The following is a 22,747-nucleotide window of genomic DNA, read 5'->3' on the forward strand; positions in this document are numbered from 1 at the left end:
TCCCAGCCAATTTCAGCCAGTGCGGGCGGGGTTCAGTGAATGACCGCCTCGTGCACCAGACGGCGCAGGTCGGGGAAGATCTTCAGGGTGCGCGGGCGTACCTGGGTCATGAACTGCACCGTGAGGTCCAGTGCCGGGGCCACCCAGAAGGCGGTGGTCGCCACCCCGGTCCAGCCGAAGGTGCCCGGCGCGGAGGGGGCGAGGGTGCGGGTGGGGTCGGTGACGACGGAGACGTTGAAGCCGAAGCCGAGCCCGTCATTGGCCCGTTCCTGGTGGGCGGGGGCGCCGAACTCGCGCAGGACGGCGTCGTCCGGGAGCTGGTTGCGGGTCATCAGGGCGAGCGTGGCGGGGGAGAGCAGCCGGACGCCGTCGAGTGCGCCGCCCCGGCGCAGCAGTTCCATGAACCGGTGGTAGTCGCCCGCGCTGGACACCAGTCCGCCGCTCCCCGACAGGAACCGGGGCCGCCCACGCACCGGCAGCCCCGCCACCGGGGTGATGCCGCCGTCCTCGGTCTCGCCGTACAACTCGGCCAGCCGGGGCTCCTGTTCGGGAGTGAGGTGGAAGCCGGTGTCCGTCATGCCGAGCGGGCCGAGGACGCGCTCGGCGAAGAACGCGTCCAGCGGGCGGCCCGAGACCACCTCGATGAGGCGGCCCAGCACATTGGTGGCGACCGAGTAGTTCCACTGGGTGCCCGGCTCGAACTGGAGGGGCAGGGACGCGTACACCGCGATGGTCTCGGCGAGGTCCGCCCCGGAGGGCACGGACGACTCCAGCCCGGCCGCGCGGTACAGGGCGTCCACCGGATGGTCGTGGTAGAAGGCGAAGGTCAGGCCCGCCGTGTGGGTGAGCAGATGCCGGACGCGGATCGGCCCGGCGGCCGGGCGGGTGTGTACGTCGTCCCCCGAACCCTCCACGTACACGCGAGGGTTGGCGAACTCGGGCAGGTAGTGGTCGATCGGGTCGTCCAGGGCGAGCAGGCCCTCCTCGACCAGCATCAGCACCGCGACCGCCGTCACCGGCTTGGTCATGGAGTAGATCCGCCACAGGGTGTCGGTCTCCACCGGCAGCCCGGCCGCGAGGTCGCGGTGGCCGTGGGTCGTCAGATGGGCCACCCGGCCGCCACGGGCCACCGACACCAGGAAGCCGGGCAGTCGGCCCTCGTCCACGAGCCCGGTGAGGTGCTCGTCCAGGCGGTCCAGCGCCTTCGCGTCCAGCCCCACGTCCTGCGGGGCGACTTCCTGTCGCAGCTGTGCCATGGCTCTCCTCGGGTCATGCCGTACCCAGGTGCCGCCGGGTCGGCCTCATCGCTCATCGTGGCGCATGATCACCGTCACGTACCCCGTCCTCCGCCGATCTTGTGAGCGACACGACTCCGCGTCCGGGCAGCAGCCGGGCGAGCGGCACCGCCAGGACCGCGACGGCGGCGAGCACGAGCAGCGCGGTACGCGGGCCCACGCCCATCAGCGCCGTGGCGGCCGCGACCCCCAGGACCGGGCCGACGTTCAGCGCCGTCTGCTGCAGACCGCCCGCCACCCCGGCCGCCGTCACCTCGGCCTGCCGTACGACGACATGGGTGGCCGCCACCATCACGGTGCCGAACCCGGCCCCCAGCAGCGCGAACCCGCAGCCCAGGGCGACCGTGCCGGTGGCATGCGAGAGCACCAGCCCGCCCAGCGCGAGCAGCGCCGTGGCCGCCCCCACCGTCCACCGCGCGCCCACCCGGCGCAGCAGCACCGGACACCAGGGCGCCGAGGCCACCATCAGCACCGCCAACGGCACACTCCGCAGCGCGCTCTGGAACGGATCGAGCCCCAAGTCCCGCTGCAATACGTACGTTTCGACGAAGAGGGTGCCGAACAACGCGGCCGACACGGCGACCAGCACACCCAGCGCGGCGGCGACCGGCGGCGAGCCGATCACACCGGGCGGCAGCAGCGGGTCCGCCGCGCGCCGCTCGCGCCGTACGAAGGCGACGCCCGCCAGTACGGCCACGGCCGGCCCCGCCACCCTGACCGCACCGGAGGCGACCAGGCCGTACACCAGGCACGCCAGCGTCAGCGCGAGCAGCAGCGCGCCGGGCAGGTCCAGCGCGGGCCCGGCGGCACCCTTCGCGCGCGCTCCGCCCGCCAGCGCGGCCGCACCGAAGAGCAGCGCCGGGACCACCCCGAGCAGGAACACCGCCCGCCAGCCCGGCCCGCTCACCAGCGCCCCGCCGAGCACCGGGCCCGCGGCCGCCGCCAGCCCGATCGCGCTGGTCCGCACCGCGAGCGGCATCGCGAGCCGGTCCGGCGGGTACGCCAGCCGCAGCATGCCCAGCGTGGCGGGCTGGAGCAGCGCCCCGCACACTCCCTGCGCGACCCGGAGTCCGATCACCCAGCCGATGTCCGGCGCGAGCGCGATGCCCGCCGACGCCGCACCGAAGCCGAGCATCCCGACGGCGAACATCCGCCGGTGCCCGTACCGGTCCCCGAGCCTGCCCGCGAACACCAACAGGCTGGCCACGGCGACGAGATAGGCGGTGCTCGTCCACTGCACCTCGGCGAACGAGGCACCCAGTGAGCGCTGCAGCGACGGCTGGGCCACCGTGAGGACCGTGCCGTCCAGCGCGACCAGCACCGCACCGGCCACACTGGACGCCAGGACGAGCCGACGGTTCACGAGCGGTCCTCCGGCCCGAGGTGCGCGGTGAGGCACGCATCCAGCAGCGGGCCGAAGTCCTCTTCCCCGGTCGCCAGTTGCAGGCTTCCCCAGCGCCAGAGCTGGGCCAGCCCGTGGAGGTTGGCCCACAGGGCGCCCGTCACCCGGCGCGCGTCGAGGTCCGGACGGGCCCGGCCGACCCGCTCCACGAGCAGCCCGAAGAGCGGCAGGCTGGTGTCCCGCAGCCCCAGATGGCCGCTCTCCAGCACATCGTGACGGAACATCAGCTCGTACATGCCGGGGTTCCCCAGCGCGAACCGCAGATAGGTGCGCGCCAGCGCGGCCACCTGATCGCGCGGGCCCTCGTCCGCCGCGGCCAGGCTCGCCCGCGCCCGGGCGCCCAGGTCGGTGAAGCCGCGCCGGGCGATGGCGGAGAGCAGCTCCAGGTGGGTGGGGAAATAGCGGCGCGGCGCTCCGTGGGAGACGCCCGCGCGGCGGGCGATCTCGCGCAGCGTGAGCGCCTGGGCGCCCTCGGCGGCCACCAGCGCCACTCCGGCGTCCACCAGGCGGTCCCGGAGACCGGCGTCGGATGCGTTCATAGACAGTGTCTACCACTCGTGCGTAGACACTGTCTACAGCACTACGGGAATGCCGACCGAGCCCGGTCGGGTTGACGTGGATATGACTCAGGACACGACGCAGGACGCATTGCTGGCGCTGCTCGCCGAGGGGCACGGCGGGGTGCTGGTCACGCTCAAGCGCGACGGCCGCCCCCAGCTGTCCAACGTCAGCCATGCCTACGACCCGGCCGAGCGGATCGTCCGGATCTCCGTCACCGACGACCGCGCCAAGACCCGCAACCTGCGCCGGGACCCCCGCGCCTCCTACTACGTCACCAGCGCCGACCGCTGGGCGTACACGGTCGCCGAGGGCACGGCCGAGCTGAGTCCGGTCGCCGCCGACCCGTACGACGAGACGGTGGAGGAGCTGGTGCGGCTCTACCGCGAGGTGCTGGGCGAGCACGACGACTGGGACGACTACCGCGCGGCCATGGTCCGCGACAAGCGCCTTGTGGTCCGGCTCCATGTGGACCGCGCCTATGGGGTGCCGCAACATTAGAGGGGGACGTACGCGAGCTACGGGGTGCCGGCAGGGCTAGCGGGTCAGGTACGCCAGCACCATGTCGGCCAGCATCGCGCGGTAGTGCTCGCGGCGGGCCGGGGCGGCCAGGTCGCGGTCGAAGAGGGCGCCGAAGGTGTGGCGTCCGGCGACCCGGTAGAAGCAGAAGGCACTGATCATCGCGTGCAGGTCGACCGCGTCCACATCGGCGGTGAAGACTCCGGACTCCCGCCCGGCGTCCAGCACCCGGCGGAGTGCGCCGAGGCCGGGGGAGTCGATGCGGCCGAACCGGCGGGCGGCGGCCAGGTGTTCGCCGCCGTGGATGTTCTCGATGCCGACCAGACGGACCAGGTCCGGGTGCCGCTCGTGGTGGTCGAAGGTGACCTCGGCCAGGTGCCGGACGGCGGCGACCGGGTCCAGGTGCTCGACCTCCAGCAGCTCCTCCACCTCGTGCAGCGCGCCGTACGCCCGCTCCAGCACGGCCGCGAACAGCTGCTTCTTGCCGCCGAAGTAGTAGTAGATCATCCGCTTGGTGGTGCGGGTGCGGGCCGCTATCTCCTCCACGCGGGCGCCGTCGTACCCGGCGCGGGCGAACTCGCGGGTGGCCGCGTCGAGGATGTCGGACCGGGTGCGGGCGGCGTCCGGTAACCGCCGCTCAGGGTACGCCGGTTCGTCGACAGTGGTCATCGCGTTCCTTCCGGCTGTCGGCGGGGCTGGTTACCGGTCTGTCGGCGATTGTAGAAGCCCCGCCCGCCGGACATGGAGACGGCCCGGAGCGACCAGTAGGTCACTCCGGGCCGTCCCGCCGCTCAGGGCTGCCGGTTCCACTCCGCGATCACGGGGCGCCCGTGCTCGGTGGACAGGCGGCTGACCGTGCCGGTGGCCAGCTGGAACAGCCGTCCCTCGCTGGGCGGCAGGCCCAGCCTGCGGGCCGTCAGCACCCGCAGTACGTGGCCGTGCGCGACGAGCAGCACATCGCCGTTGTCCGCGTCGAGCGCCTTCTCCACGCGGGCCAGCACCCGGTCGACCCGCGCCCCGATCTGCTCGGGCGACTCACCCGGATGCCCCTCGGGGCCGGGCACCGCCCCGTCGGTCCACAGGTCCCAGTCGGGCCGGGTGCGGTGGATGTCGACGGTGGTGATGCCCTCGTAGCCGCCGTAGTCCCACTCGCGCAGGTCGGGCTCGGTCTCGGTGCCGGTGACGCCCGCCAGTTCGGCGGTGCGCCGGGCCCGGCCGAGGGGGCTCGTCAGGGTGAGTGCGAAGTCCCGGTCGGCGAGGAGCGGGGCGAGCGAACTCGCCTGCTCCTCACCGTGCTCGGTGAGGGGCAGGTCGGTCCAGCTCGTGTGCTGGCCCGACCTGCTCCACTCCGTCTCGCCGTGGCGGACCAGCAGGAGGTCCCCCACGGCGGGTCAGCCCTTCTTCTCGACCGCGTGGCCGCCGAACTGGTTGCGCAGCGCGGCGATCATCTTCATCTGCGGCGAGTCGTCCTGACGGGACGCGAACCGCGCGAAGAGCGAGGCGGTGATGGCCGGGAGCGGCACCGAGTTGTCGATGGCCGCCTCGACGGTCCACCGGCCCTCGCCGGAGTCCTCGGCGTAGCCGCGCAGCTCGTCCAGGTGCTCGTCGTCGTCCAGCGCGTTGACCGCGAGGTCGAGCAGCCAGGAACGGATGACCGTGCCCTCCTGCCAGGAGCGGAAGATCTCCCGGACGTTGTCCACGGAGTTCGCCTTCTCCAGCAGCTCCCAGCCCTCGGCGTACGCCTGCATCATGGCGTACTCGATGCCGTTGTGGACCATCTTGGAGAAGTGCCCGGCGCCGACGCGGCCCGCGTGGACGTACCCGTACGGCCCGTCGGGCTTGAGGGCGTCGAAGATGGGCTGGAGGCGGTCGACGTTCTCCTTGTCGCCGCCGACCATCAGGGCGTAGCCGTTCTCCAGGCCCCAGACGCCGCCGGAGACGCCCGCGTCCACGAAGCCGATGCCCTTGATGGCCAGTTCGGCGGCGTGCTTCTCGTCGTCCGTCCAGCGGGAGTTGCCGCCGTCCACGACGACGTCGCCGGGGGAGAGCAGGTCCTTCAGCTCGTCGATGACGACCTGGGTGGCGGTGCCGGCCGGGACCATGACCCAGATGGTGCGCGGCGCGTCGAGCTTCTCGACCAGTTCGGCGAGGTCCTTGGCGTCGGTCAGTTCCGGGTTGCGGTCGTAGCCGATGACCTGGTGGCCCGCGCGGCGGATGCGCTCGCGCATGTTGCCGCCCATCTTGCCGAGGCCGATGAGTCCGAGCTGCATGTCAGTTCACTTCCTTGAGGGAGCGGTAGGCGGCGACGAGGGCCGTGGTGGAGGGGTCGAGGCCGGGGACGTCCGCGCCCTCGGTGAGGGCGGGTTCGATGCGCTTGGCGAGGACCTTGCCCAGCTCGACGCCCCACTGGTCGAAGGAGTCGATGTTCCAGACCGCGCCCTGCACGAACACCTTGTGCTCGTAGAGGGCGATGAGCTGGCCGAGCACGGAGGGGGTGAGCTCGCGGGCCAGGATCGTGGTGGTGGGGTGGTTGCCGCGGAAGGTGCGGTGGGCCACCTGCGCTTCGGCGACGCCTTCCTCGCGGACCTCTTCCTCGGTCTTGCCGAAGGCGAGGGCCTGGGTCTGGGCGAAGAAGTTGGCCATCAACAGGTCGTGCTGCGCCTTGAGTTCGTCACTCAGCTCGTCCACCGGACGCGCGAAGCCGATGAAGTCCGCCGGGATCAGCTTCGTGCCCTGATGGATCAACTGGTAGTAGGCATGCTGCCCGTTGGTACCGGGCGTACCCCACACCACCGGACCCGTCTGCCACTCCACCGGGCTGCCGTCCTTCTGCACGGACTTGCCGTTGGACTCCATGTCCAGCTGCTGCAGATAGGCGGTGAACTTCGACAGGTAGTGGCTGTACGGCAGCACCGCATGCGACTGCGCGTCGAAGAAGTTCCCGTACCAGATCCCCAACAGGCCCAGCAGCAGCGGCGCGTTCTCCTCCGCCGGAGCGGTACGGAAATGCTCGTCCACGGTGTGGAAACCGTCCAGCAGCTCACCGAACCGCTCCGGACCGATCGCGATCATCAGCGACAGGCCGATCGCGGAGTCGAAGGAGTACCGGCCGCCGACCCAGTCCCAGAACTCGAACATGTTGTCCGCGTCGATACCGAACCCGGTGACCTTCTCCGCGTTCGTCGACAGCGCCACGAAGTGCTTCGCCACGGCCTTGTCGTCACCGAGCGCGTCCAGCAGCCAGGTACGGGCCGACGTCGCGTTGGTGATCGTCTCGATCGTGATGAACGTCTTCGACGCCACGATGAACAACGTCTCCGCCGGGTCCAGATCCCGCACGGCCTCGTGGAGGTCGGCGCCGTCCACGTTCGACACGAACCGGACCGTGAGGTCGCGGTCGGTGAACGGGCGCAGCGCCTCGAACGCCATCGCCGGACCCAGGTCGGAGCCGCCGATGCCGATGTTGACGATGTTCCGGATGCGCTTGCCGGTGTGGCCCGTCCACTCGCCCGAGCGGACCCGGTCGGCGAAGCCCGTCATCTTGTCCAGCACCGCGTGCACGGCCGGGACGACATTCTCGCCGTCGACCTCGACCACCGCGCCCCGAGGCGCGCGCAGCGCGGTGTGCAGCACCGCCCGGTCCTCGGTCGTGTTGATCCGGTCACCCCGGAACATCGCGTCCCGCTGCCCGAACACATCGGTGGCGACGGCCAGTTCCTGGAGCAGGGCCAGGGTCTCGTCGGAGACCTGGTGCTTGCTGTAGTCGATGTGCAGGTCGCCCACCTGGACGACGTAGCGCTCGGCCCGGCCGGGGTCGGCGGCGAACAGCTCGCGCAGCTGCGGCTGACCGCCGGCGCGGTGGTCGGCGAGGGCCGTCCACTCGGGGCGCCGGGTGAGCTTGGGGGTGTCTGACGATACGTCGGACATCAGGCGTTCTCCTTGAGTGCCTCGCCGGTGAGGGCGACGGCGTACATCTCGTCCGCGTCGAGGCGGCGCAGCTCCTCGGCGATCAGCTCCGAGGTCGGGCGGACCTTCAGGGCCAGGGTGCGCGGCGGCTGGCCCGGCAGGGTCAGCGTGGCGAGGGGGCCCTCCGGGCGGTCGATGACGATCTCGCCGTTCTCGGTGCCGAGCCGCACGGCGGTGACCACCGGGCCGTCGGAGACCACACGGTCCACCTTGACGTGCAGCCGGGCCTCCAGCCAGCGCGCGAGCAGCTCGGCGCTGGGGTTGTCCGCCTCCGCCTCCACCGCGGCCGAGGTCACCTTCACCCGGGCCTGGTCCAGCGCGGCCGCGAGCATCGAGCGCCACGGGGTGAGCCGGGTCCAGGCGAGGTCGGTGTCACCCGGGGCGTAGGTGCGGGCGCGGGCGTCCAGCACCTGAAGCGGGTTGTCGACCGCGTACAGGTCGGTGATCCGGCGCTGGGCGAGCGCGCCGAGGGAGTCCTTCGCGGGCGCCTCCGGGGCGTCCACCGGCCACCAGACGACCACGGGGGCGTCGGGCAGCAGCAGCGGCAGCACCACGGAACCCGCGTGGTCGGACACCTCGCCGTAGGTGCGCAGCACGACCGTCTCACCGGCGCCCGCCTCGGAGCCGACCCGGACCTCGGCGTCGAGCCGGGAGGTGGTGCGGTCCCGCATGCGGGCGTGGCGCTTGATGACGACCAGGGTGCGCGAGGGGTGCTCGTGCGAGGCTTCCTCGGCGGCCTTGATGGCGTCGTAGGCATTTTCCTCGTCCGTGACGATGACCATCGTCAGGACCATGCCCACGGCCGGGGTGCCGATGGCGCGGCGGCCCTCCACCAACGCCTTGTTGATCTTGCTTGCCGTGGTGTCGGTCAGGTCGATCTTCATGGCCTGCGCCAGCTCCGTCCGTCTCGTGCGAGCATCTCGTCCGCTTCCTCGGGTCCCCAGCTTCCGGACGCGTACTGCGCCGGAGTGCCGTGCTCGTTCCAGTAGCGCTCGATCGGGTCGAGGATCTTCCAGGACTCTTCCACTTCCTGGGTGCGCGGGAACAGGTTGGCGTCGCCGAGCAGCACATCGAGGATGAGCCGTTCGTACGCCTCGGGGCTGGACTCGGTGAAGGACTCGCCGTACGCGAAGTCCATCGACACGTCCCGGATCTCCATGGAGGTGCCGGGCACCTTGGAGCCGAAGCGGACGGTCATGCCCTCGTCCGGCTGGACCCGGATGACGATCGCGTTCTGGCCCAGCTCCTCCGTGGCGGTGGAGTCGAACGGCGAGTGCGGGGCGCGCTTGAACACGACCGCGATCTCGGTGACGCGACGGCCCAGCCGCTTGCCGGTGCGCAGGTAGAACGGCACGCCCGCCCAGCGGCGGTTGTCGACCTCCAGCTTGATGGCCGCGTAGGTGTCGGTCTTCGACTTGGGGTCGATGCCGTCCTCGTCGAGGTAGCCGACGACCTTCTCGCCGCCCTGCCAGCCGGTGGCGTACTGGCCGCGCACGGTGTGCTCGCCCAGCTCGTCCGGGAGGCGGACCGACTTCAGGACCTTCAGCTTCTCGGTGAGCAGCGAGTCCGCGTCGAACGCGATCGGCTCCTCCATGGCGGTGAGCGCCATGAGCTGGAGCAGGTGGTTCTGGATCACGTCACGGGCGGCGCCGATGCCGTCGTAGTAGCCCGCGCGGCCGCCGATGCCGATGTCCTCGGCCATCGTGATCTGCACGTGGTCCACGTAGGAGCGGTTCCAGATGGGCTCGTACATCTGGTTGGCGAACCGCAGCGCCATGATGTTCTGGACGGTCTCCTTGCCCAGGTAGTGGTCGATCCGGAACACCTGGTCCGGCTCGAACACCTCGTGCACGACCTTGTTCAGCTCGTGCGCGCTCTCCAGGTCGTGACCGAACGGCTTCTCGATGACCGCGCGGCGCCAGGAGCCCTCGGGGGCGTCCGCCAGACCGTGCTTCTTGAGCTGCCGGACGACCTTCGGGAAGAACTTCGGCGGCACCGAGAGGTAGTACGCGAAGTTGCCGCCGGTGCCGCGGGAGGCGTCCAGCTCGTCGACGGCCTGCTTGAGCTGGTCGAAGGCGGTGTCGTCGTCGAAGTCGCCGGGGATGAAGCGCATGCCCTCGGCGAGCTGCTGCCAGACCTCCTCGCGGAACGGCGTCCGCGCGTGCTCCTTCACCGCGTCGTGGACGACCTGCGCGAAGTCCTGGTCCTCCCAGTCGCGGCGGGCGAAGCCCACCAGGGAGAAGCCCGGCGGCAGCAGACCGCGGTTGGCCAGGTCGTAGACGGCCGGCATCAGCTTCTTGCGGGACAGGTCGCCGGTGACACCGAAGATGACCAGGCCGGACGGGCCCGCGATCCGGGGCAGCCGGCGGTCCTGGGGGTCGCGCAGCGGGTTGTCCCAGTCGGCGGTGGGCGTGACCGGGACCTGGATGTCCTCGGCCTCGCGGACCGCGGCGGGCTTCGCCTTGGTCCGGGTCTTCCGCGCCTTGGGCTCGGCCTCGGCGGGAGCCGCCTCCGGCTCCGCCTCGGCGGCGTCCGCCTTCGCCGGCGCTGACTTGCTCGTCATTACGCGTCCACTCCCTTGCTCTTCAGGGACTCGGTCACGGCGCCCAGCAGCTCCAGCCAGGCCGCCTCGAACTTGGCGACGGCCTCGTCCTCGAGCTGCTGGACGACCTCGTCGTAGGAGATGCCCAGCTTCTCCACGGCGGCGAGGTCGGCACGGGCCTGCTCGTAGCGGCCGGTCACCGTGTCACCGGTGATGTCACCGTGGTCGGCGGTGGCCTTCAGCGTGCCCTCGGGCATCGTGTTGACGGTGCCGGGGGCGACCAGCTCGTCCACGTACAGGGTGTCCTTGTACGCCGGGTCCTTCACACCGGTGGAGGCCCACAGCGGGCGCTGCTTGTTGGCGTCGGCGGTGGCGAGCGCCTGCCAGCGGGCGGAGGAGAACACATCCTCGTACGCCTCGTAGGCCAGACGGGCGTTGGCGAGGGCGGCGCGGCCCTTCAGGCCGAGGGCCTCGTCGGTGCCGATCGCGGTCAGGCGCTTGTCGATCTCGGAGTCCACGCGGGACACGAAGAAGGACGCCACCGAGTGGATCTGGGACAGGTCCAGGCCGCGCTCCTTGGCCTTCTCCAGGCCCGCCAGGTAGGCGTCCATGACGGCGCGGTAGCGCTCCAGGGAGAAGATCAGGGTCACGTTGACGCTGATGCCCAGGCCGATGACCTCGGTGATGGCCGGGAGGCCCGCCTCGGTGGCCGGGATCTTGATCATCACGTTGGGGCGGTCGACCAGCCAGAACAGCTGCTTGGCCTCGGCGACCGTGGCGACGGTGTCGTGCGCCAGACGGGGGTCGACCTCGATGGAGACCCGGCCGTCCCGGCCGTCCGTGGCGTCGTACACACCGCGCAGCACGTCGGCGGCGTCGCGCACGTCGGCGGTCGTCATCATCCGCACGGCCTCGTCGACCGTGACACCGCGCACCGCGAGGTCGGTGAGCTGCTCCTCGTACCCCTCACCGGAGCCGATGGCGGCCTGGAAGATCGACGGGTTGGTGGTGACGCCGACGACGCCGCCGTCCGTCACGAGGGCGGCCAGGCTGCCCGAGGTGATCCGCTTGCGCGACAGGTCGTCCAGCCACACCGACACGCCCTCGTCGGCGAGACGCGTGAGGGCCTTGGGGGTGCTGATTGCTTCGGTCACAGTGCTCATCTTTCTTCGTCGCGTAATTCTGTGTCGCGGAGGATCAGGCGCGCGCGGCGGCCAGCGAGGCGCGGGCGGCGGCGGCGACGTTCTCGGGGGTGAAGCCGTACTCGGCGAACAGGGTGTTCGCGTCGGCGGAGGCGCCGAAGTGCTCCAGGGAGACGATGCGGCCCGCGTCACCCACATAGCGGTACCAGGTCAGACCGATGCCCGCCTCGACGGCGACGCGCGCCTTCACGGCGGCGGGCAGCACGCTCTCGCGGTAGGCGGCGGACTGCTGGTCGAACCACTCGACACACGGCACGGACACCACGCGGGTACCGGTGCCCTCGGCCTCCAGGGCGTCCCGGGCGGCCATGGCGAGCTGGACCTCGGAACCGGTCGCCATGATGATCACCTCCGGGACCTCGGTCGAGGAGTCGGCGAGGACGTAGCCGCCCTTGGCCGCGTCCTCGTTCGGAGCGTACGTCGGTACGCCCTGACGGGTGAGGGCGAGGCCGTGCGGGGCCGGGTCGGTGGAGTGCCGCTTCAGGATCTCGGCCCAGGCGATGGCGGTCTCGTTGGCGTCCGCCGGGCGGACCACGTTCAGGCCCGGGATGGCGCGCAGCGAGGCCAGGTGCTCGACCGGCTGGTGGGTCGGGCCGTCCTCGCCGAGGCCGATGGAGTCGTGGGTCCACACGTAGGTGACCGGCAGCTGCATCAGGGCCGCCATACGGACGGCGTTGCGCATGTAGTCGGAGAACACCAGGAAGGTGCCGCCGTAGATGCGAGTGTTGCCGTGCAGGGCGATGCCGTTCATCTCCGCGCCCATGGAGAACTCACGGATACCGAAGTGGACGGTACGGCCGTACGGGTTCGCCTCGGGCAGCGGGTTGCCCGCGGGGAGGAAGGAGCTGGTCTTGTCGATCGTGGTGTTGTTGGAGCCCGCGAGGTCGGCCGAGCCGCCCCACAGCTCCGGCAGCACCGGGCCGAGCGCCTGGAGGATCTTGCCGGACGCGGCGCGGGTGGCGACGGACTTGCCCTCCTCGAAGGTGGGGAGCGCGTCCTGCCAGCCCTCGGGCAGCTCGCCCTTGGAGACGCGGTCGAACAGCTCGGCGCGCTCGGGCTGGGCGGTGCGCCACTCGGCGATCTTCTTGTCCCAGGCGGCGTGCTCCTCGGCACCCCGGTCCAGGGCGCGGCGGGCGTGGCGCAGGACCTCGTCGGAGACCTCGAAGGTCTGCTCCGGGTCGAAGCCGAGGACGCGCTTGGTGGCCGCGATCTCCTCGTCGCCCAGGGCGGAGCCGTGGGACGCCTCGGTGTTCTGCGCGGTCGGCGCGGGCCAGGCGATGATCGTGCGCATGGCGATGATGGAGGGGCGGCCGGTCTCGGCCTTGGCGGCCTCCAGCGCGGCGTGCAGCGCGGGGACGTCCACGTCGCCGTCGGCGGTGGGCTCGATGCGCTGGGTGTGCCAGCCGTACGCCTCGTACCGCTTCAGGACGTCCTCGGACAGGGCGGTCGCGGTGTCGCCCTCGATGGAGATGTGGTTGTCGTCGTAGAGGAAGACCAGGTTGCCGAGCTTCTGGTGGCCCGCGAGCGAGGACGCCTCGGCGGAGACACCCTCCTCCAGGTCGCCGTCGGAGACGATCGCCCAGATGGTGTGGTCGAAGGGGGAGGTGCCCTCGGGGGCCTCCGGGTCGAAGAGGCCACGCTCGTAGCGGGCGGCCATCGCCATGCCCACCGCGTTGGCGGCACCCTGGCCGAGCGGGCCGGTGGTGGTCTCCACACCGGCCGTGTGGCCGTACTCGGGGTGGCCGGGGGTCTTCGAGCCCTGGGTGCGGAACGCCTTGAGGTCGTCCAGCTCCAGCTCGTAGCCCGCCAGGAAGAGCTGGGTGTAGAGGGTCAGCGAGGTGTGACCGGGGGAGAGGACGAAGCGGTCACGGCCGGTCCACTCCGGGTCGGCCGGGTCGTGCTTCATCACCTTCTGAAAGATCGTGTACGCGGCAGGCGCGAGGCTCATCGCGGTGCCGGGGTGGCCGTTGCCGACCTTCTGCACCGCGTCGGCCGCGAGAAGCCGGGCCGTGTCGACGGCGCGGCGGTCGAGATCGGTCCACTCGAAGCTCTCGGGGGTCTGCGTGCTCATCTTCAAGAAGTCCTCTTCAGAAGCGGGGATGTCGATCAAACGCGTTCAAACTTAAAAGTCTGACTTTTTCGCGGAAAGGTCGGGGTGTGTCAGCCTGTGGTGAATCTGGGACACCGATCGCTTGATAGGAACGGCAAATCGAACATGGCGGACAGATCGCCTCAAGGCGTGGGTCGCGGCAGCACGGACGGTGACGGGATCAGGACCTTCCCCTTCCCGACCGAGCTGGCCGTGGGTGGTGTCGGCATGCAGGTCGGCGCCATGGGTGAGGACCGCACCTGGCATGCGGATGCCCCGCTGGACCGGGTCCATCGCATCGACTTCCACGTCGTCATGCTGTTCACCGAGGGTCCGGTCCGGCACATGATCGACTTCGCCGAGTACGAGGTCGGCGCCGGTGACGTGCTCTGGATCCGTCCCGGCCAGGTGCACCGCTTCTCCCGCACCAGCCGGTACCGGGGCACCGTCCTCACCATGCAGCCCGGCTTCCTGCCCCGCGCCACCGTCGAGGCGACGGGCCTGTACCGCTACGACCTGCCCCCGCTGCTGCATCCCGACCCGGCGCAGCTCGCCGCGCTGGAGAACTCCCTCGCCCAGCTCGGCCGCGAGTACGAGGACACCTCCACGCTGCCGCTCAGCCTGCACACGGCCGTCCTGCGGCACAGCCTCACCGCTTTCCTGCTCCGCCTCGCCCACCTCGCCGCCAGCTCCGCCGAGGCCAACCGGAGCCAGGCGGACACCACCTTCACCCTGTTCCGGGACGCGGTGGAGCGCGGCTTCCCCACCAACCACAGCGTCAACGCCTATGCCGACGCGCTCGGTTACTCCCGCCGCACCCTCGTCCGCGCGGTGCGCGCCGCCACCGGGCAGACCCCCAAGGGCTTCATCGACAAGCGCGTGGTCCTGGAGGCCAAGCGCCTCCTCGCCCACACCGACATGCCCATCGGTCGGGTCGGCGCGGCGATCGGCTTCCCGGACGCGGCCAACTTCTCCAAGTACTTCCAGCTGCACACCGGGGTCACGCCGGTCGGGTTCCGGGCGGAGCTCCGCTGACACCTGGACTTCATCCCGAAGTCACGTTCCGGTCTCGCTTCGGTTGTGAAGACAACTTCCCCAGTTCTTCACGGGTCTCGCACACGCACAGTGTGAGAGAGGCTCAGGGGGACACATGAATCGTCCGGGACGATCACAGGCGCCGGTTCGGGGCGCGCGCAAGGCGTGGCTCAAGGGGGTCGGGGCCGGGCTGCTGGTCTGCGCCCTCGTCACCGGGTGCGGCGGCGGGGACGAGGAGAAGGCGGCCGCGGCCGTCAAGCCGGGGCCCACGGTGACGGTCACCGCGACCGTCACGGCCACACCGGCCCTGCTGGAGAGCCAGGTGAAGAGCACGGTCGCCGACGCGACCGGGGCCGCCGAGGAGCACGGCTACCGCGTCACCGCGCACGACGCGAGCCAGAAGGACGCGTCCCCGGCGGACGACTGGACGGTCTGCTTCGAGAAGTACGGCCGGGACAGCGTCGACTTCGGGGCCGTCGCGTCCGGGGCGCCGTGCCCCAAGGCGGACGGCGGCCCGATCCCGTGGCCGACGATGCCGGGGGTGATCGGCCGTACGTACGCGGCCGCCGCCACGGCCGTCGGCGGGGTGACGAAGGGAGACATCTCCGTCAAGGCGTCCTACCAGGACGAGCGGGTCGCCGCGGAGCACGACGACTGGAAGGTGTGCTTCCAGTCGCCGGACGCCGGGACGAAGGTCGTCGGCGACCGGGATGTCACGCTGTGGCTGACCAAGGGCGGGTGCCCGGCGGCGACGGGGACGTACAAGGACAAGACCAACGACCCGGATTACACGCCGCCGGTCGCGGCGGACAGCGGCAGCGGTGGGTCTTCCGGCTCGTCCGGCTCTGCAGGCTCCTCCTCCTCCAGCAGCAGCGGTGGTGGCGGCGCCGGCACCACCTGCGAGATCGTCTCGAACGCCGGGAACTGCTACAACGCGGGCCAGTTCTGCCGCAACGCGGACGTCGGCAGCTCCACCCACGCGGGGAACGGGCGGCTGATCTTCTGCCGGGACGAGGGCAGCCGGAACCGCTGGAACTACTGACGGCGGGCGGCGCCGGACGCGATCACCTCCGGCGCCGCCGCCTTCGTCAGTGCGCGAAGCTGAACCAGTTGACGTTCACGAAGTCGGCCGGCTGGCCGCTGCTGAAGGTCAGATACACGTCATGGGTGCCGGTGACCCCGCTGATGTTGGCCGGGATGGTCTGCCAGTTCTGCCAGCCGCCGGTGCCGGACAGGGCGAAGCTGCCGACGGGGGCGTTGGACCGGCTGTCGAGCCGCACCTCCACCAGGCCGCCCACCCCGGACGCCGCCCCGCCGGCCACCCGGGCCTTGAACTGCTTGGCGGGCGTCGAGCCGAAGTTGACGCCCTTGTACTGCGCCCAGTCGCCGTTGGAGACATAGCTGAGGTTCTGGCCGCCACCGGAGTCCGTGGTGGTCTCGGTGTTCAGGCCGGACTGGCTGTCGAAGGACTCGGCCTGGATGGTGCCGTAGGCGTCACGGTTGCCGGTGGGCGGGGGAGTGGTGCCGCCACCGCTGCCGGACTGGAGCACCTGGACGTAGTCCACGGTCATCGGGTGGCCCGGGTCGGTGTCGGCGTAGGGGCCGCCGCCGAAGGCGCCCGGGAAGCCGCCGCCCATCGCCACGTTGAGGATGAGGAAGTAGCCGTGCTTCGTGGCGTTGTTCCAGGTCGTGGCGTCGAACTGGTTCGCCCGCACGGTGTGCAGGTTCACCCCGTCGACGTAGAAGCGGATCTCCTCGACGGAGGTCGAGCGGTCCCACTCCATCGCGTAGGTGTGGAACGCGGACTGGCAGGTGCTGCCGGGGCAGGCCACGGAATTGCCCACGCCCGTGGTCTCGTTGCAGGGGCCGCCGGGGTTGGTGCCGCAGTGGAACGTGGACCAGACGGTGTTCAGGCCCTGGACGTTCTCCATGATGTCCAGCTCACCGACGCCCGGCCAGTTCTGGTAGTTGCCCCGGTACGGCGCTCCCAGCGCCCAGAACGCCGGCCAGTAGCCCTTGGCCGCCGCGCCGGTGACGTTCGGCATCTGGATGCGCGCCTGCACCCGCAGCTTGCCGCCCGACGGGGGCTGGAAGTCGGTGCGGTTGGTCTCGATCCGGCCCGAGGTCCAGCGGCCGGAGGAGTCGCGGCGCGGGGTGATCTGCAGGTTGCCGTTGCCGTCGAGCGCGACGTTGCTGGTGCTGTTGGTCATCGTCTCGACCTCGCCGGTGCCCCAGTTGGCGGCGCCACCGGGATACGAAGTCCCGGTGTCGTACTGCCAGTTCGAGGTGTTCACACCGGAGCCCGCCGAGCCGTTGAAGTCGTCCAGGAACACCTGGGTCCAGCCGGACGGCGGGGTGGGCGCCGAGGCGTCGGCGGGGGCGATGGCCGCCAGCGCGGTCACGGCCGCGAGACCCAGCGTGCCGACTGCGGCGATCAACGCCCGCCGGACGGAACGCCGACGTCTGCCACCGGCCGGGGAGGTGCCGGAGGTTTCACTCATGGGGGTGCCTTCCGGGGTACGGGGTGAAGTGCGGGGGTGTCCCCGAGAGCGCTCCGGGAGCTCTCCGAGCCTTCTGAGAGCGCTCTCAAGGTGCGGTCAATGTGCTCTCCACGCCTGCGGGCGTCAAGGGTTGAAGCAAGGAAACTCTTTGCACGGCACGGGAGTTCACGCAATGAAGGCGTCCGTACCGGTGCAAGTCGCGTATGTGGCGGGACACGCCGTCCCGGTTCCTCCCCGGACCGGCGTGCCATGATCGAGTCAGGTGCGCCGGAAAGGATGAGACGTGAGGCTGACGATTCTGGGCGGCGGCGGCTTCCGCGTGCCGCTCGTGTACGGCGCGCTGCTGGCCGACCGCGGCGAGGGCCGGGTGAGCGAGGTCGTCCTGCACGACGTGGACACCGCCCGGCTGGACGCGGTGACCCGGGTGCTGGCCGAGCAGGCGGCCGGGGTGCCGGACGCGCCCGCCGTGCGGGCCACCGGCGACCTGGACGAGGCGCTGCTCGGGGCCGACTTCGTGTTCTCCGCGATCCGGGTCGGCGGGCTGCGCGGGCGGGCCGAGGACGAGCGGGTGGCGCTGGCCGAGGGGGTGCTCGGGCAGGAGACGGTGGGCGCCGGGGGCATCGCCTACGGACTGCGGACCGTGCCCGTCGCCGTCGACATCGCCCGCCGGGTGGCCCGGCTCGCCCCCGACGCCTGGGTCATCAACTTCACCAACCCGGCCGGACTGGTCACCGAGGCCATGTCCCGGCACCTCGGCGACCGGGTCATCGGCATCTGCGACTCCCCGGTCGGCCTCGGCCGTCGCGTCGCCCGCGCCCTGGGCGCCGACCCGCGCGAGGCGTTCGTCGACTACGTCGGCCTCAACCACCTCGGCTGGGTACGCGGTCTGCGCGTCGCCGGACGCGACGAACTCCCGCGCCTGCTGGCCGACCCGGACCGGCTCGGCTCCTTCGAGGAGGGCAGGCTGTTCGGCCCGGAATGGCTGCGCTCCCTCGGCGCCATCCCCAACGAGTACCTGCACTACTACTACTTCAACCGCGAGACCGTACGCGCCTACCAGCAGGCCGAGCTGACCCGTGGCGCCTTCCTGCGCGACCAGCAGTCACGGTTCTACACCGACGCGCTGCGGCCCGGCGGGTCCGCGCTGCGGGCCTGGGAGGACACCCGCGCCGAGCGCGAGGCGACGTACATGGCGGAGAACCGGGAGAGCGCCGGGGCCGGGGAGCGCGAGGAGGAGGATCTGTCGGGCGGCTACGAGCAGGTGGCGCTCGCGCTGATGCGGGCCATCGCCCGCGACGAGCGCACCACCCTGATCCTCAACGTCCGCAACCGGTCCACGCTCGCCGCGCTGGACGCGGACGCGGTGATCGAGGTTCCCTGCCTGGTCGGCGCGGACGGCGCGCATCCGCTGGCCACGGACCCGCTGCCCGGCCACGCCACCGGTCTGGTCTGCTCGGTGAAGGCGGTCGAGCGGGAGGTGCTGGCCGCCGCCGAGTCGGGATCGCGGGAGACGGCGGTGAAGGCGTTCGCGCTGCATCCGCTGGTCGACTCGGTCGGCGTGGCCCGGCGGCTGGTCGACGGTTACACCGCCGTCCACCCGGAGTTGGCGTATCTGAAGTGAACACGGGTGGGGGGCCGCTCCGCCGAGCGGCCCCCCACGCGGGTCGTACGAGGCTCAGCCGGTGAAGCCCGCCGTGATCGAGGTGAACTGCCAGGTGCTCTGGTTGATGCCGGAGCAGTTGCTCACCACGCCACCGCCCGCGCACGGCCGGTCCCGGTTGACCGCCCAGTAGGCGAGCCGGGCGATGTGGTGCGAGTTGGACCAGTCGCGGATCTTGGTCCAGATCTCCGGAGTGGTGTTCTCCTGCTGGTCGGACAGGCCGTTCATGCCGGAGATGCCGATGTGGGAGTACGCGGTGGCGTCGTCCCAGCCGAAGGTCGACTTCAGCTTGGCCTTGAGGCCCTCCGCCGCGTTCACCGTGTTGCCGTACATGTCCGAGCCGCCGCCGAAGTCGAACGGCATGATCGTGAACACGTCGATGTCGGCGCCGATCGACTTGGCCTGCTCGATGAGCCGGTTGCCGTAGTAGGTCGGGCCGGTGGTCGTGGTGCCGAAGGTGACGATGGTCTTCAGGCCGGGGTTGTTGGCCTTGACCGTCTTCAGCGCGGTGAGGATCTTCGCCTGCACGGCCTCGTTCTCGAACTCGTCCGTGTTCTCGATGTCCATGTCGATCGATTTCAGCGAGTAGGCGTCGATCACCTTCTGGATCGCGCCCGCCAGCGCGCTCGCCGAGGAGCAGTTGGCGCCGAGCTTGCTGCCCTGCCAGCCGCCGAACGACGGCACGATGTCACCGCCCGCCGAGCGGATCTGGTTGATCGCGGTCTGGTCGGCCCCGCCGGTCAGCGGCCTGCTGCCGTCCCAGGACGGGGTGCAGCCGCCGGAGTCCAGCACGAACGCCATGGTGAACCACTTCACCCCGGTCGCGTTCATCACCGTCGCCGGGTTCGGCGGGTCGCCCCAGCCCTCGTACAGATACGGCGCGGCCTGCTTGAAGGTGCCGCCGCCCGAGCCCGCGTTCGTCGTCACCGCGACCGAGTTGGAGGCGCCGGAGCTGTTCCCGGCCGCGTCCCGCGCCTTCACGGTGAAGGTGTACGCCGTGCTCGGCGAGAGCCCGCTGACCGTGGCCGTGGTGCCGGAGACGCTGAGCACCTGGTTGGAGCCGCTGTAGATGTCGTACGCGGTGACGCCCACGTTGTCGGTGGCCGCGTTCCACTTCAGCGAGACGCTGTTGGAGGTCTTGCCGGTCGAGGTGAGGCCGCCCGGCGTGCTCGGCGCCTGGGTGTCGCCGTTCCCGCCGCCGCCCGGCCCGTCCAGGCTGATGTCGTCGGCCTGGTAGGAGCCCTGCGCGTACCAGCCGTGCACGTACACCTTGGCGCTGTTCTGCGAGGCGCCGGTGGTGAAGGAGACGCTGAGCTGGCTGTACGCCGAGGGGGAGGAGGTCCAGGTCGAGGCGCCGCCGTCCACCCCGAGGTAGACGTACGAGCCGCGGACCCAGCCGGTGAGGGTGTACGCGGTGTTCGGCTTGACGGCGACGGTCTGCGCGCACTGCGCGGTGTCGCTCGAACTCACCGCGCCCTGCAACGCCTTGGAGCCACCGTGCACGGGGGAGGACACGACCGAGCCGAGGTTGCCGGAGCAGTTCCAGGGGGACAGGCCGCCCGACTCGAAGCCGGGATTGGTGAGTACGTTGGCCGCCTGGGCGGTGCCCGGCAGGGCGACGGCCCCGCCGAGCGCGAGAGCGGCGGAGCCGAGCAGGGCGAGAAGCCGGCGTCTGGGACGCCCGAGAAGGTGTCGCACGCGATCTCCCTGATGGTATGGGGGCGTTCGGGAGTGCACCGGGGTGCGGGAAGTGCGGGACGAGCCTGCGGAGAGTGCGCCCCCCAAAGTGGTATGGACCAATCCAACTGTCAAGGGACAGTACGGGATTGGTCCATACCGGGATGGTGACCGAGTGCTACAACGGCAGCGCGGCTCCGGCTTCCGCCGCTGCGGCGGCCGACGCGGCGAGCGGGGCGGCGGGCGCGGGCAGCCGCACCTCCGCCTCCTCGGGGTCCAGGTCCGGGAGGGTCGTCGGGCCCAGCGGCCGGGGGCCGGAGACGACCGCGTAGTCCTGGCCCAGGAACGGCGGCTCGACCGTGCCCGGGTCGTCGCCCAGCGCCAACTGCACCGCAGCCCAAGGGGCGTTGACCCCGCAGAGGGAGAGCTGGTGCAGGCCGCCCGCGGCACGGGTGTTGACGTCGAGCAGCACCGGCCGGTCGCCCAGCATGCGGAACTGGACGTTGGACAGGTAGTGCAGCCCGAAGCCCTCCGCGACCAGCCGGGCCGGGCCGAGCCACCGCTCGTCCAGGGTGAAGCCGCGACGCCGCCCGTTCTTGGTGCGGCCCACCATCAGCCGGGTCCGGTTGTCCGGGCCGGTCAGGCAGTCCACCGACACCTCCGGCTGCTCCAGCCTCGGCATCACCAGCAGGTTCACCGGCTCCTCGGCCTCCCGCAGCGCGGCCACGACGAGATCCAGCTGCACATACGGGCTGGGGAAGCCGCTCAGATGCGCCAGCGAGAACGGCGAACGGGTGATCATCCGGAAGCCGACCCCACCCGCACCACTGGCGGGCTTGAAGCACGGCCGGTACCCGGCCCCCTCCAACTCCTGAACAGCCGCGATGAGTTCGTCCGCATTACGGGCCCGGAACCACGGCGGCACCGGCACGCCCACCGAGCGGACCGCCTCGTACGCGGTCACCTTGTCCTCGAACACCGCCACCGCCTCCGGCGTCGGCGCCAGCAGGGCCGTGCCCGCCGCGGCGAAGTCGGCGCGGTGCGCCACGATCGCCGCCTGGTGCAGCCGGGGCACGAAGACATCGACGCCACGCCGTGCGCACTGGTCGAGCGCGTACTCGACGTACCCGGCCGGGGACAGCCCCTCCGGCTCCAGCGCGGCGGTGTCGGCGGCGGCCAGCACGGGCGAGTCCGGGTCGCCGTGCGTCGCGTGGATCTCCACGGCGCGGTCGCTCGGATTTCTCCGCAGCTGATCCATGAAGAACACGTTCTCCGCGTACGTGCGGTTGAGCCAGACGCGTACGCGAGAGACCATGCGGGGCCGCCTTTCGGGGGTTTTCGGGCAGGACTCAGCGGTCCGCGCCCGGACAGGAGGAAGGAAGGGACACCAAACCGCCCTCGGAAAAGGGGTGTTGGGCGGTGAGTGATGGGGCGATCATACGGCCTGCGCGGAGCGGTTCGTGCAACGCGCGTGTTACGGATTCGCCGGGCGCGTCGACCCCGGCCCGCCCCTGCCACGCCGACCCCGCGGCACCCCGCGCGCACCGGCCGCCCTTGCCCGCGCCCCGGCCGATGTGCTGTCGTGGTGCCGCGCCGCACACTGCCGTGGGAGGTCGGGTACCGGTGATCGAGGAGCTGCTGCCGGACCCGGTGGTCGCCGTGGAGTCGTACGGCGTCCCGGACGACGACCCGGACACCGCGCTCTACCCGGAGGAACGGGCACTGGTGGCCCGCGCGGTCGCCAAGCGGCGCCTGGAGTTCACCTCCGCACGCGTCTGCGCGCGGCGCGCGATGGAGAAGCTCGGCCACCCGCCCGCGCCCGTGCCGACCGGCGAGCGCGGAGCCCCGGTGTGGCCGGACGGCCTGCTCGGCAGCATGACCCACTGCGACGGCTACCGGGGTGCGGCGCTGGCCCGCTCGGGTGACCTCGCCTCCCTCGGCATCGACGCCGAGACGCACGAACCGCTGCCCGAGGGCGTCCTCGACGCCATCTCCCTGCCCGCCGAACGGGACCGCCGGCGAGCGCTGGCCGCCGCCCGGCCCGGCGTGCACTTCGACCGGCTGCTGTTCAGCGCCAAGGAGTCCGTGTACAAGGCGTGGTTCCCGCTGGCCCGCGCCTGGCTGGACTTCTCCGAGGCGGACATCGAGCTGGTCGCCACGCACGACGACCGGGGCACCTTCCACGCCCGGCTGCTCGTCCCGGGCCCCCTGGTGGGCGGCACCCGGCTGACCGGGTTCGACGGCCGCTGGCTGATCGCCGACGGACTGGTCCTCACGGCGGTGACCGTCCCGGCGCCCTGA

Annotated in this window: 19 protein-coding genes; 5 read left to right on the plus strand and 14 right to left on the minus strand. The window is 71.3% G+C overall.

Features of this window, described 5'->3' with window-relative positions; genetic code table 11:
• Window positions 1–32: 32 nt before the first annotated feature.
• From ACIPPM_RS03100 to ACIPPM_RS03110, 3 genes are read right to left on the minus strand one after another with little or no spacing between them, the layout of a single operon-like run.
• On the minus strand, window positions 33–1,256 hold the full coding sequence (locus ACIPPM_RS03100) for a serine hydrolase domain-containing protein (RefSeq protein WP_401442291.1): 1,224 nt from the start codon (window positions 1,254–1,256) through the stop codon (window positions 33–35).
• A 52-nt stretch (window positions 1,257–1,308) separates the two neighbouring features.
• The gene (locus tag ACIPPM_RS03105; RefSeq protein ID WP_401442292.1) at window positions 1,309–2,658 is read right to left on the minus strand and encodes an MFS transporter; all 1,350 of its coding nucleotides are present in this window, start codon (window positions 2,656–2,658) and stop codon (window positions 1,309–1,311) included.
• Complete coding sequence (locus ACIPPM_RS03110; protein ID WP_401442293.1) at window positions 2,655–3,236, minus strand: TetR/AcrR family transcriptional regulator; 582 nt, start codon at window positions 3,234–3,236, stop codon at window positions 2,655–2,657. The genes ACIPPM_RS03105 and ACIPPM_RS03110 overlap by 4 nt, the downstream gene beginning before the upstream one ends.
• An 82-nt stretch (window positions 3,237–3,318) precedes the next feature.
• Between ACIPPM_RS03110 and ACIPPM_RS03115 the strand changes: the two genes are divergently transcribed.
• Window positions 3,319–3,756, plus strand: a complete 438-nt coding sequence (locus ACIPPM_RS03115) for a PPOX class F420-dependent oxidoreductase (RefSeq protein ID WP_401442294.1) — start codon at window positions 3,319–3,321, stop codon at window positions 3,754–3,756.
• 36 nt (window positions 3,757–3,792) lie between these two features.
• On the opposite strand, the gene ACIPPM_RS03120 is transcribed toward ACIPPM_RS03115, so the two are convergent.
• From ACIPPM_RS03120 to tkt, 8 genes are all read right to left on the minus strand, one after another.
• Window positions 3,793–4,443: a TetR/AcrR family transcriptional regulator gene (locus tag ACIPPM_RS03120; protein WP_401442295.1), complete on the minus strand. Its 651-nt coding sequence runs from the start codon at window positions 4,441–4,443 to the stop codon at window positions 3,793–3,795.
• Between the two features lie 122 nt (window positions 4,444–4,565).
• Window positions 4,566–5,159 (minus strand): histidine phosphatase family protein, encoded by a 594-nt coding sequence (locus ACIPPM_RS03125; protein WP_401442297.1) that lies wholly within the window; start codon window positions 5,157–5,159, stop codon window positions 4,566–4,568.
• A 6-nt stretch (window positions 5,160–5,165) separates the two neighbouring features.
• Window positions 5,166–6,044 (minus strand): phosphogluconate dehydrogenase (NAD(+)-dependent, decarboxylating), encoded by an 879-nt coding sequence (gene gnd / locus ACIPPM_RS03130; RefSeq protein ID WP_393591839.1) that lies wholly within the window; start codon window positions 6,042–6,044, stop codon window positions 5,166–5,168.
• A 1-nt stretch (window position 6,045) separates the two neighbouring features.
• Window positions 6,046–7,701: a glucose-6-phosphate isomerase gene (gene pgi / locus ACIPPM_RS03135; protein WP_401442298.1), complete on the minus strand. Its 1,656-nt coding sequence runs from the start codon at window positions 7,699–7,701 to the stop codon at window positions 6,046–6,048.
• Window positions 7,701–8,624, minus strand: a complete 924-nt coding sequence (opcA, locus tag ACIPPM_RS03140) for a glucose-6-phosphate dehydrogenase assembly protein OpcA (protein ID WP_393591836.1) — start codon at window positions 8,622–8,624, stop codon at window positions 7,701–7,703. The genes pgi and opcA overlap by 1 nt, the downstream gene beginning before the upstream one ends.
• Window positions 8,621–10,303, minus strand: a complete 1,683-nt coding sequence (gene zwf / locus ACIPPM_RS03145) for a glucose-6-phosphate dehydrogenase (protein ID WP_401442299.1) — start codon at window positions 10,301–10,303, stop codon at window positions 8,621–8,623. The genes opcA and zwf overlap by 4 nt, the downstream gene beginning before the upstream one ends.
• Window positions 10,303–11,445, minus strand: a complete 1,143-nt coding sequence (gene tal, locus ACIPPM_RS03150; protein WP_401442300.1) for a transaldolase — start codon at window positions 11,443–11,445, stop codon at window positions 10,303–10,305. The genes zwf and tal overlap by 1 nt, the downstream gene beginning before the upstream one ends.
• 34 nt (window positions 11,446–11,479) lie before the next feature.
• On the minus strand, window positions 11,480–13,555 hold the full coding sequence (tkt, locus tag ACIPPM_RS03155; protein WP_401442301.1) for a transketolase: 2,076 nt from the start codon (window positions 13,553–13,555) through the stop codon (window positions 11,480–11,482).
• Window positions 13,556–13,699: 144 nt separating this feature from the next.
• Here tkt and ACIPPM_RS03160 point away from each other — a divergent pair, with 144 nt between their 5' ends.
• Both ACIPPM_RS03160 and ACIPPM_RS03165 read left to right on the plus strand, forming a co-directional pair.
• Window positions 13,700–14,608 (plus strand): helix-turn-helix domain-containing protein, encoded by a 909-nt coding sequence (locus ACIPPM_RS03160; protein ID WP_401442303.1) that lies wholly within the window; start codon window positions 13,700–13,702, stop codon window positions 14,606–14,608.
• Window positions 14,609–14,723: 115 nt separating this feature from the next.
• Window positions 14,724–15,650 (plus strand): hypothetical protein, encoded by a 927-nt coding sequence (locus ACIPPM_RS03165; protein ID WP_401442304.1) that lies wholly within the window; start codon window positions 14,724–14,726, stop codon window positions 15,648–15,650.
• 46 nt (window positions 15,651–15,696) lie between these two features.
• Here the strand turns inward: ACIPPM_RS03165 and ACIPPM_RS03170 are convergent, their stop codons facing one another.
• On the minus strand, window positions 15,697–17,109 hold the full coding sequence (locus ACIPPM_RS03170; RefSeq protein WP_401442305.1) for a glycoside hydrolase family 16 protein: 1,413 nt from the start codon (window positions 17,107–17,109) through the stop codon (window positions 15,697–15,699).
• Window positions 17,110–17,392: 283 nt separating this feature from the next.
• On the opposite strand from ACIPPM_RS03170, the gene ACIPPM_RS03175 reads away from it, so the two are divergent.
• Window positions 17,393–18,730 carry a 6-phospho-beta-glucosidase gene (locus ACIPPM_RS03175; RefSeq protein ID WP_401442307.1) on the plus strand — a complete coding sequence of 446 codons (1,338 nt, stop codon included), beginning with the start codon at window positions 17,393–17,395 and terminating at the stop codon, window positions 18,728–18,730.
• 54 nt (window positions 18,731–18,784) lie between these two features.
• On the opposite strand, the gene ACIPPM_RS03180 is transcribed toward ACIPPM_RS03175, so the two are convergent.
• Both ACIPPM_RS03180 and ACIPPM_RS03185 read right to left on the minus strand, forming a co-directional pair.
• Entirely contained in the window at window positions 18,785–20,467 is a 1,683-nt protein-coding gene (locus ACIPPM_RS03180; RefSeq protein WP_401442308.1) for a carbohydrate binding domain-containing protein, read from the minus strand.
• 157 nt (window positions 20,468–20,624) lie between these two features.
• Window positions 20,625–21,761, minus strand: a complete 1,137-nt coding sequence (locus tag ACIPPM_RS03185; protein WP_401442310.1) for an ATP-grasp domain-containing protein — start codon at window positions 21,759–21,761, stop codon at window positions 20,625–20,627.
• A gap of 308 nt (window positions 21,762–22,069) precedes the next feature.
• On the opposite strand from ACIPPM_RS03185, the gene ACIPPM_RS03190 reads away from it, so the two are divergent.
• A complete protein-coding gene (locus ACIPPM_RS03190; protein ID WP_401442312.1) occupies window positions 22,070–22,747 on the plus strand; it encodes a 4'-phosphopantetheinyl transferase in 678 nt (225 codons plus the stop codon).

Origin of the sequence: Streptomyces sp. NPDC090119 (assembly GCF_044747085.1) — a bacterium.
Classification (GTDB): domain Bacteria; phylum Actinomycetota; class Actinomycetes; order Streptomycetales; family Streptomycetaceae; genus Streptomyces.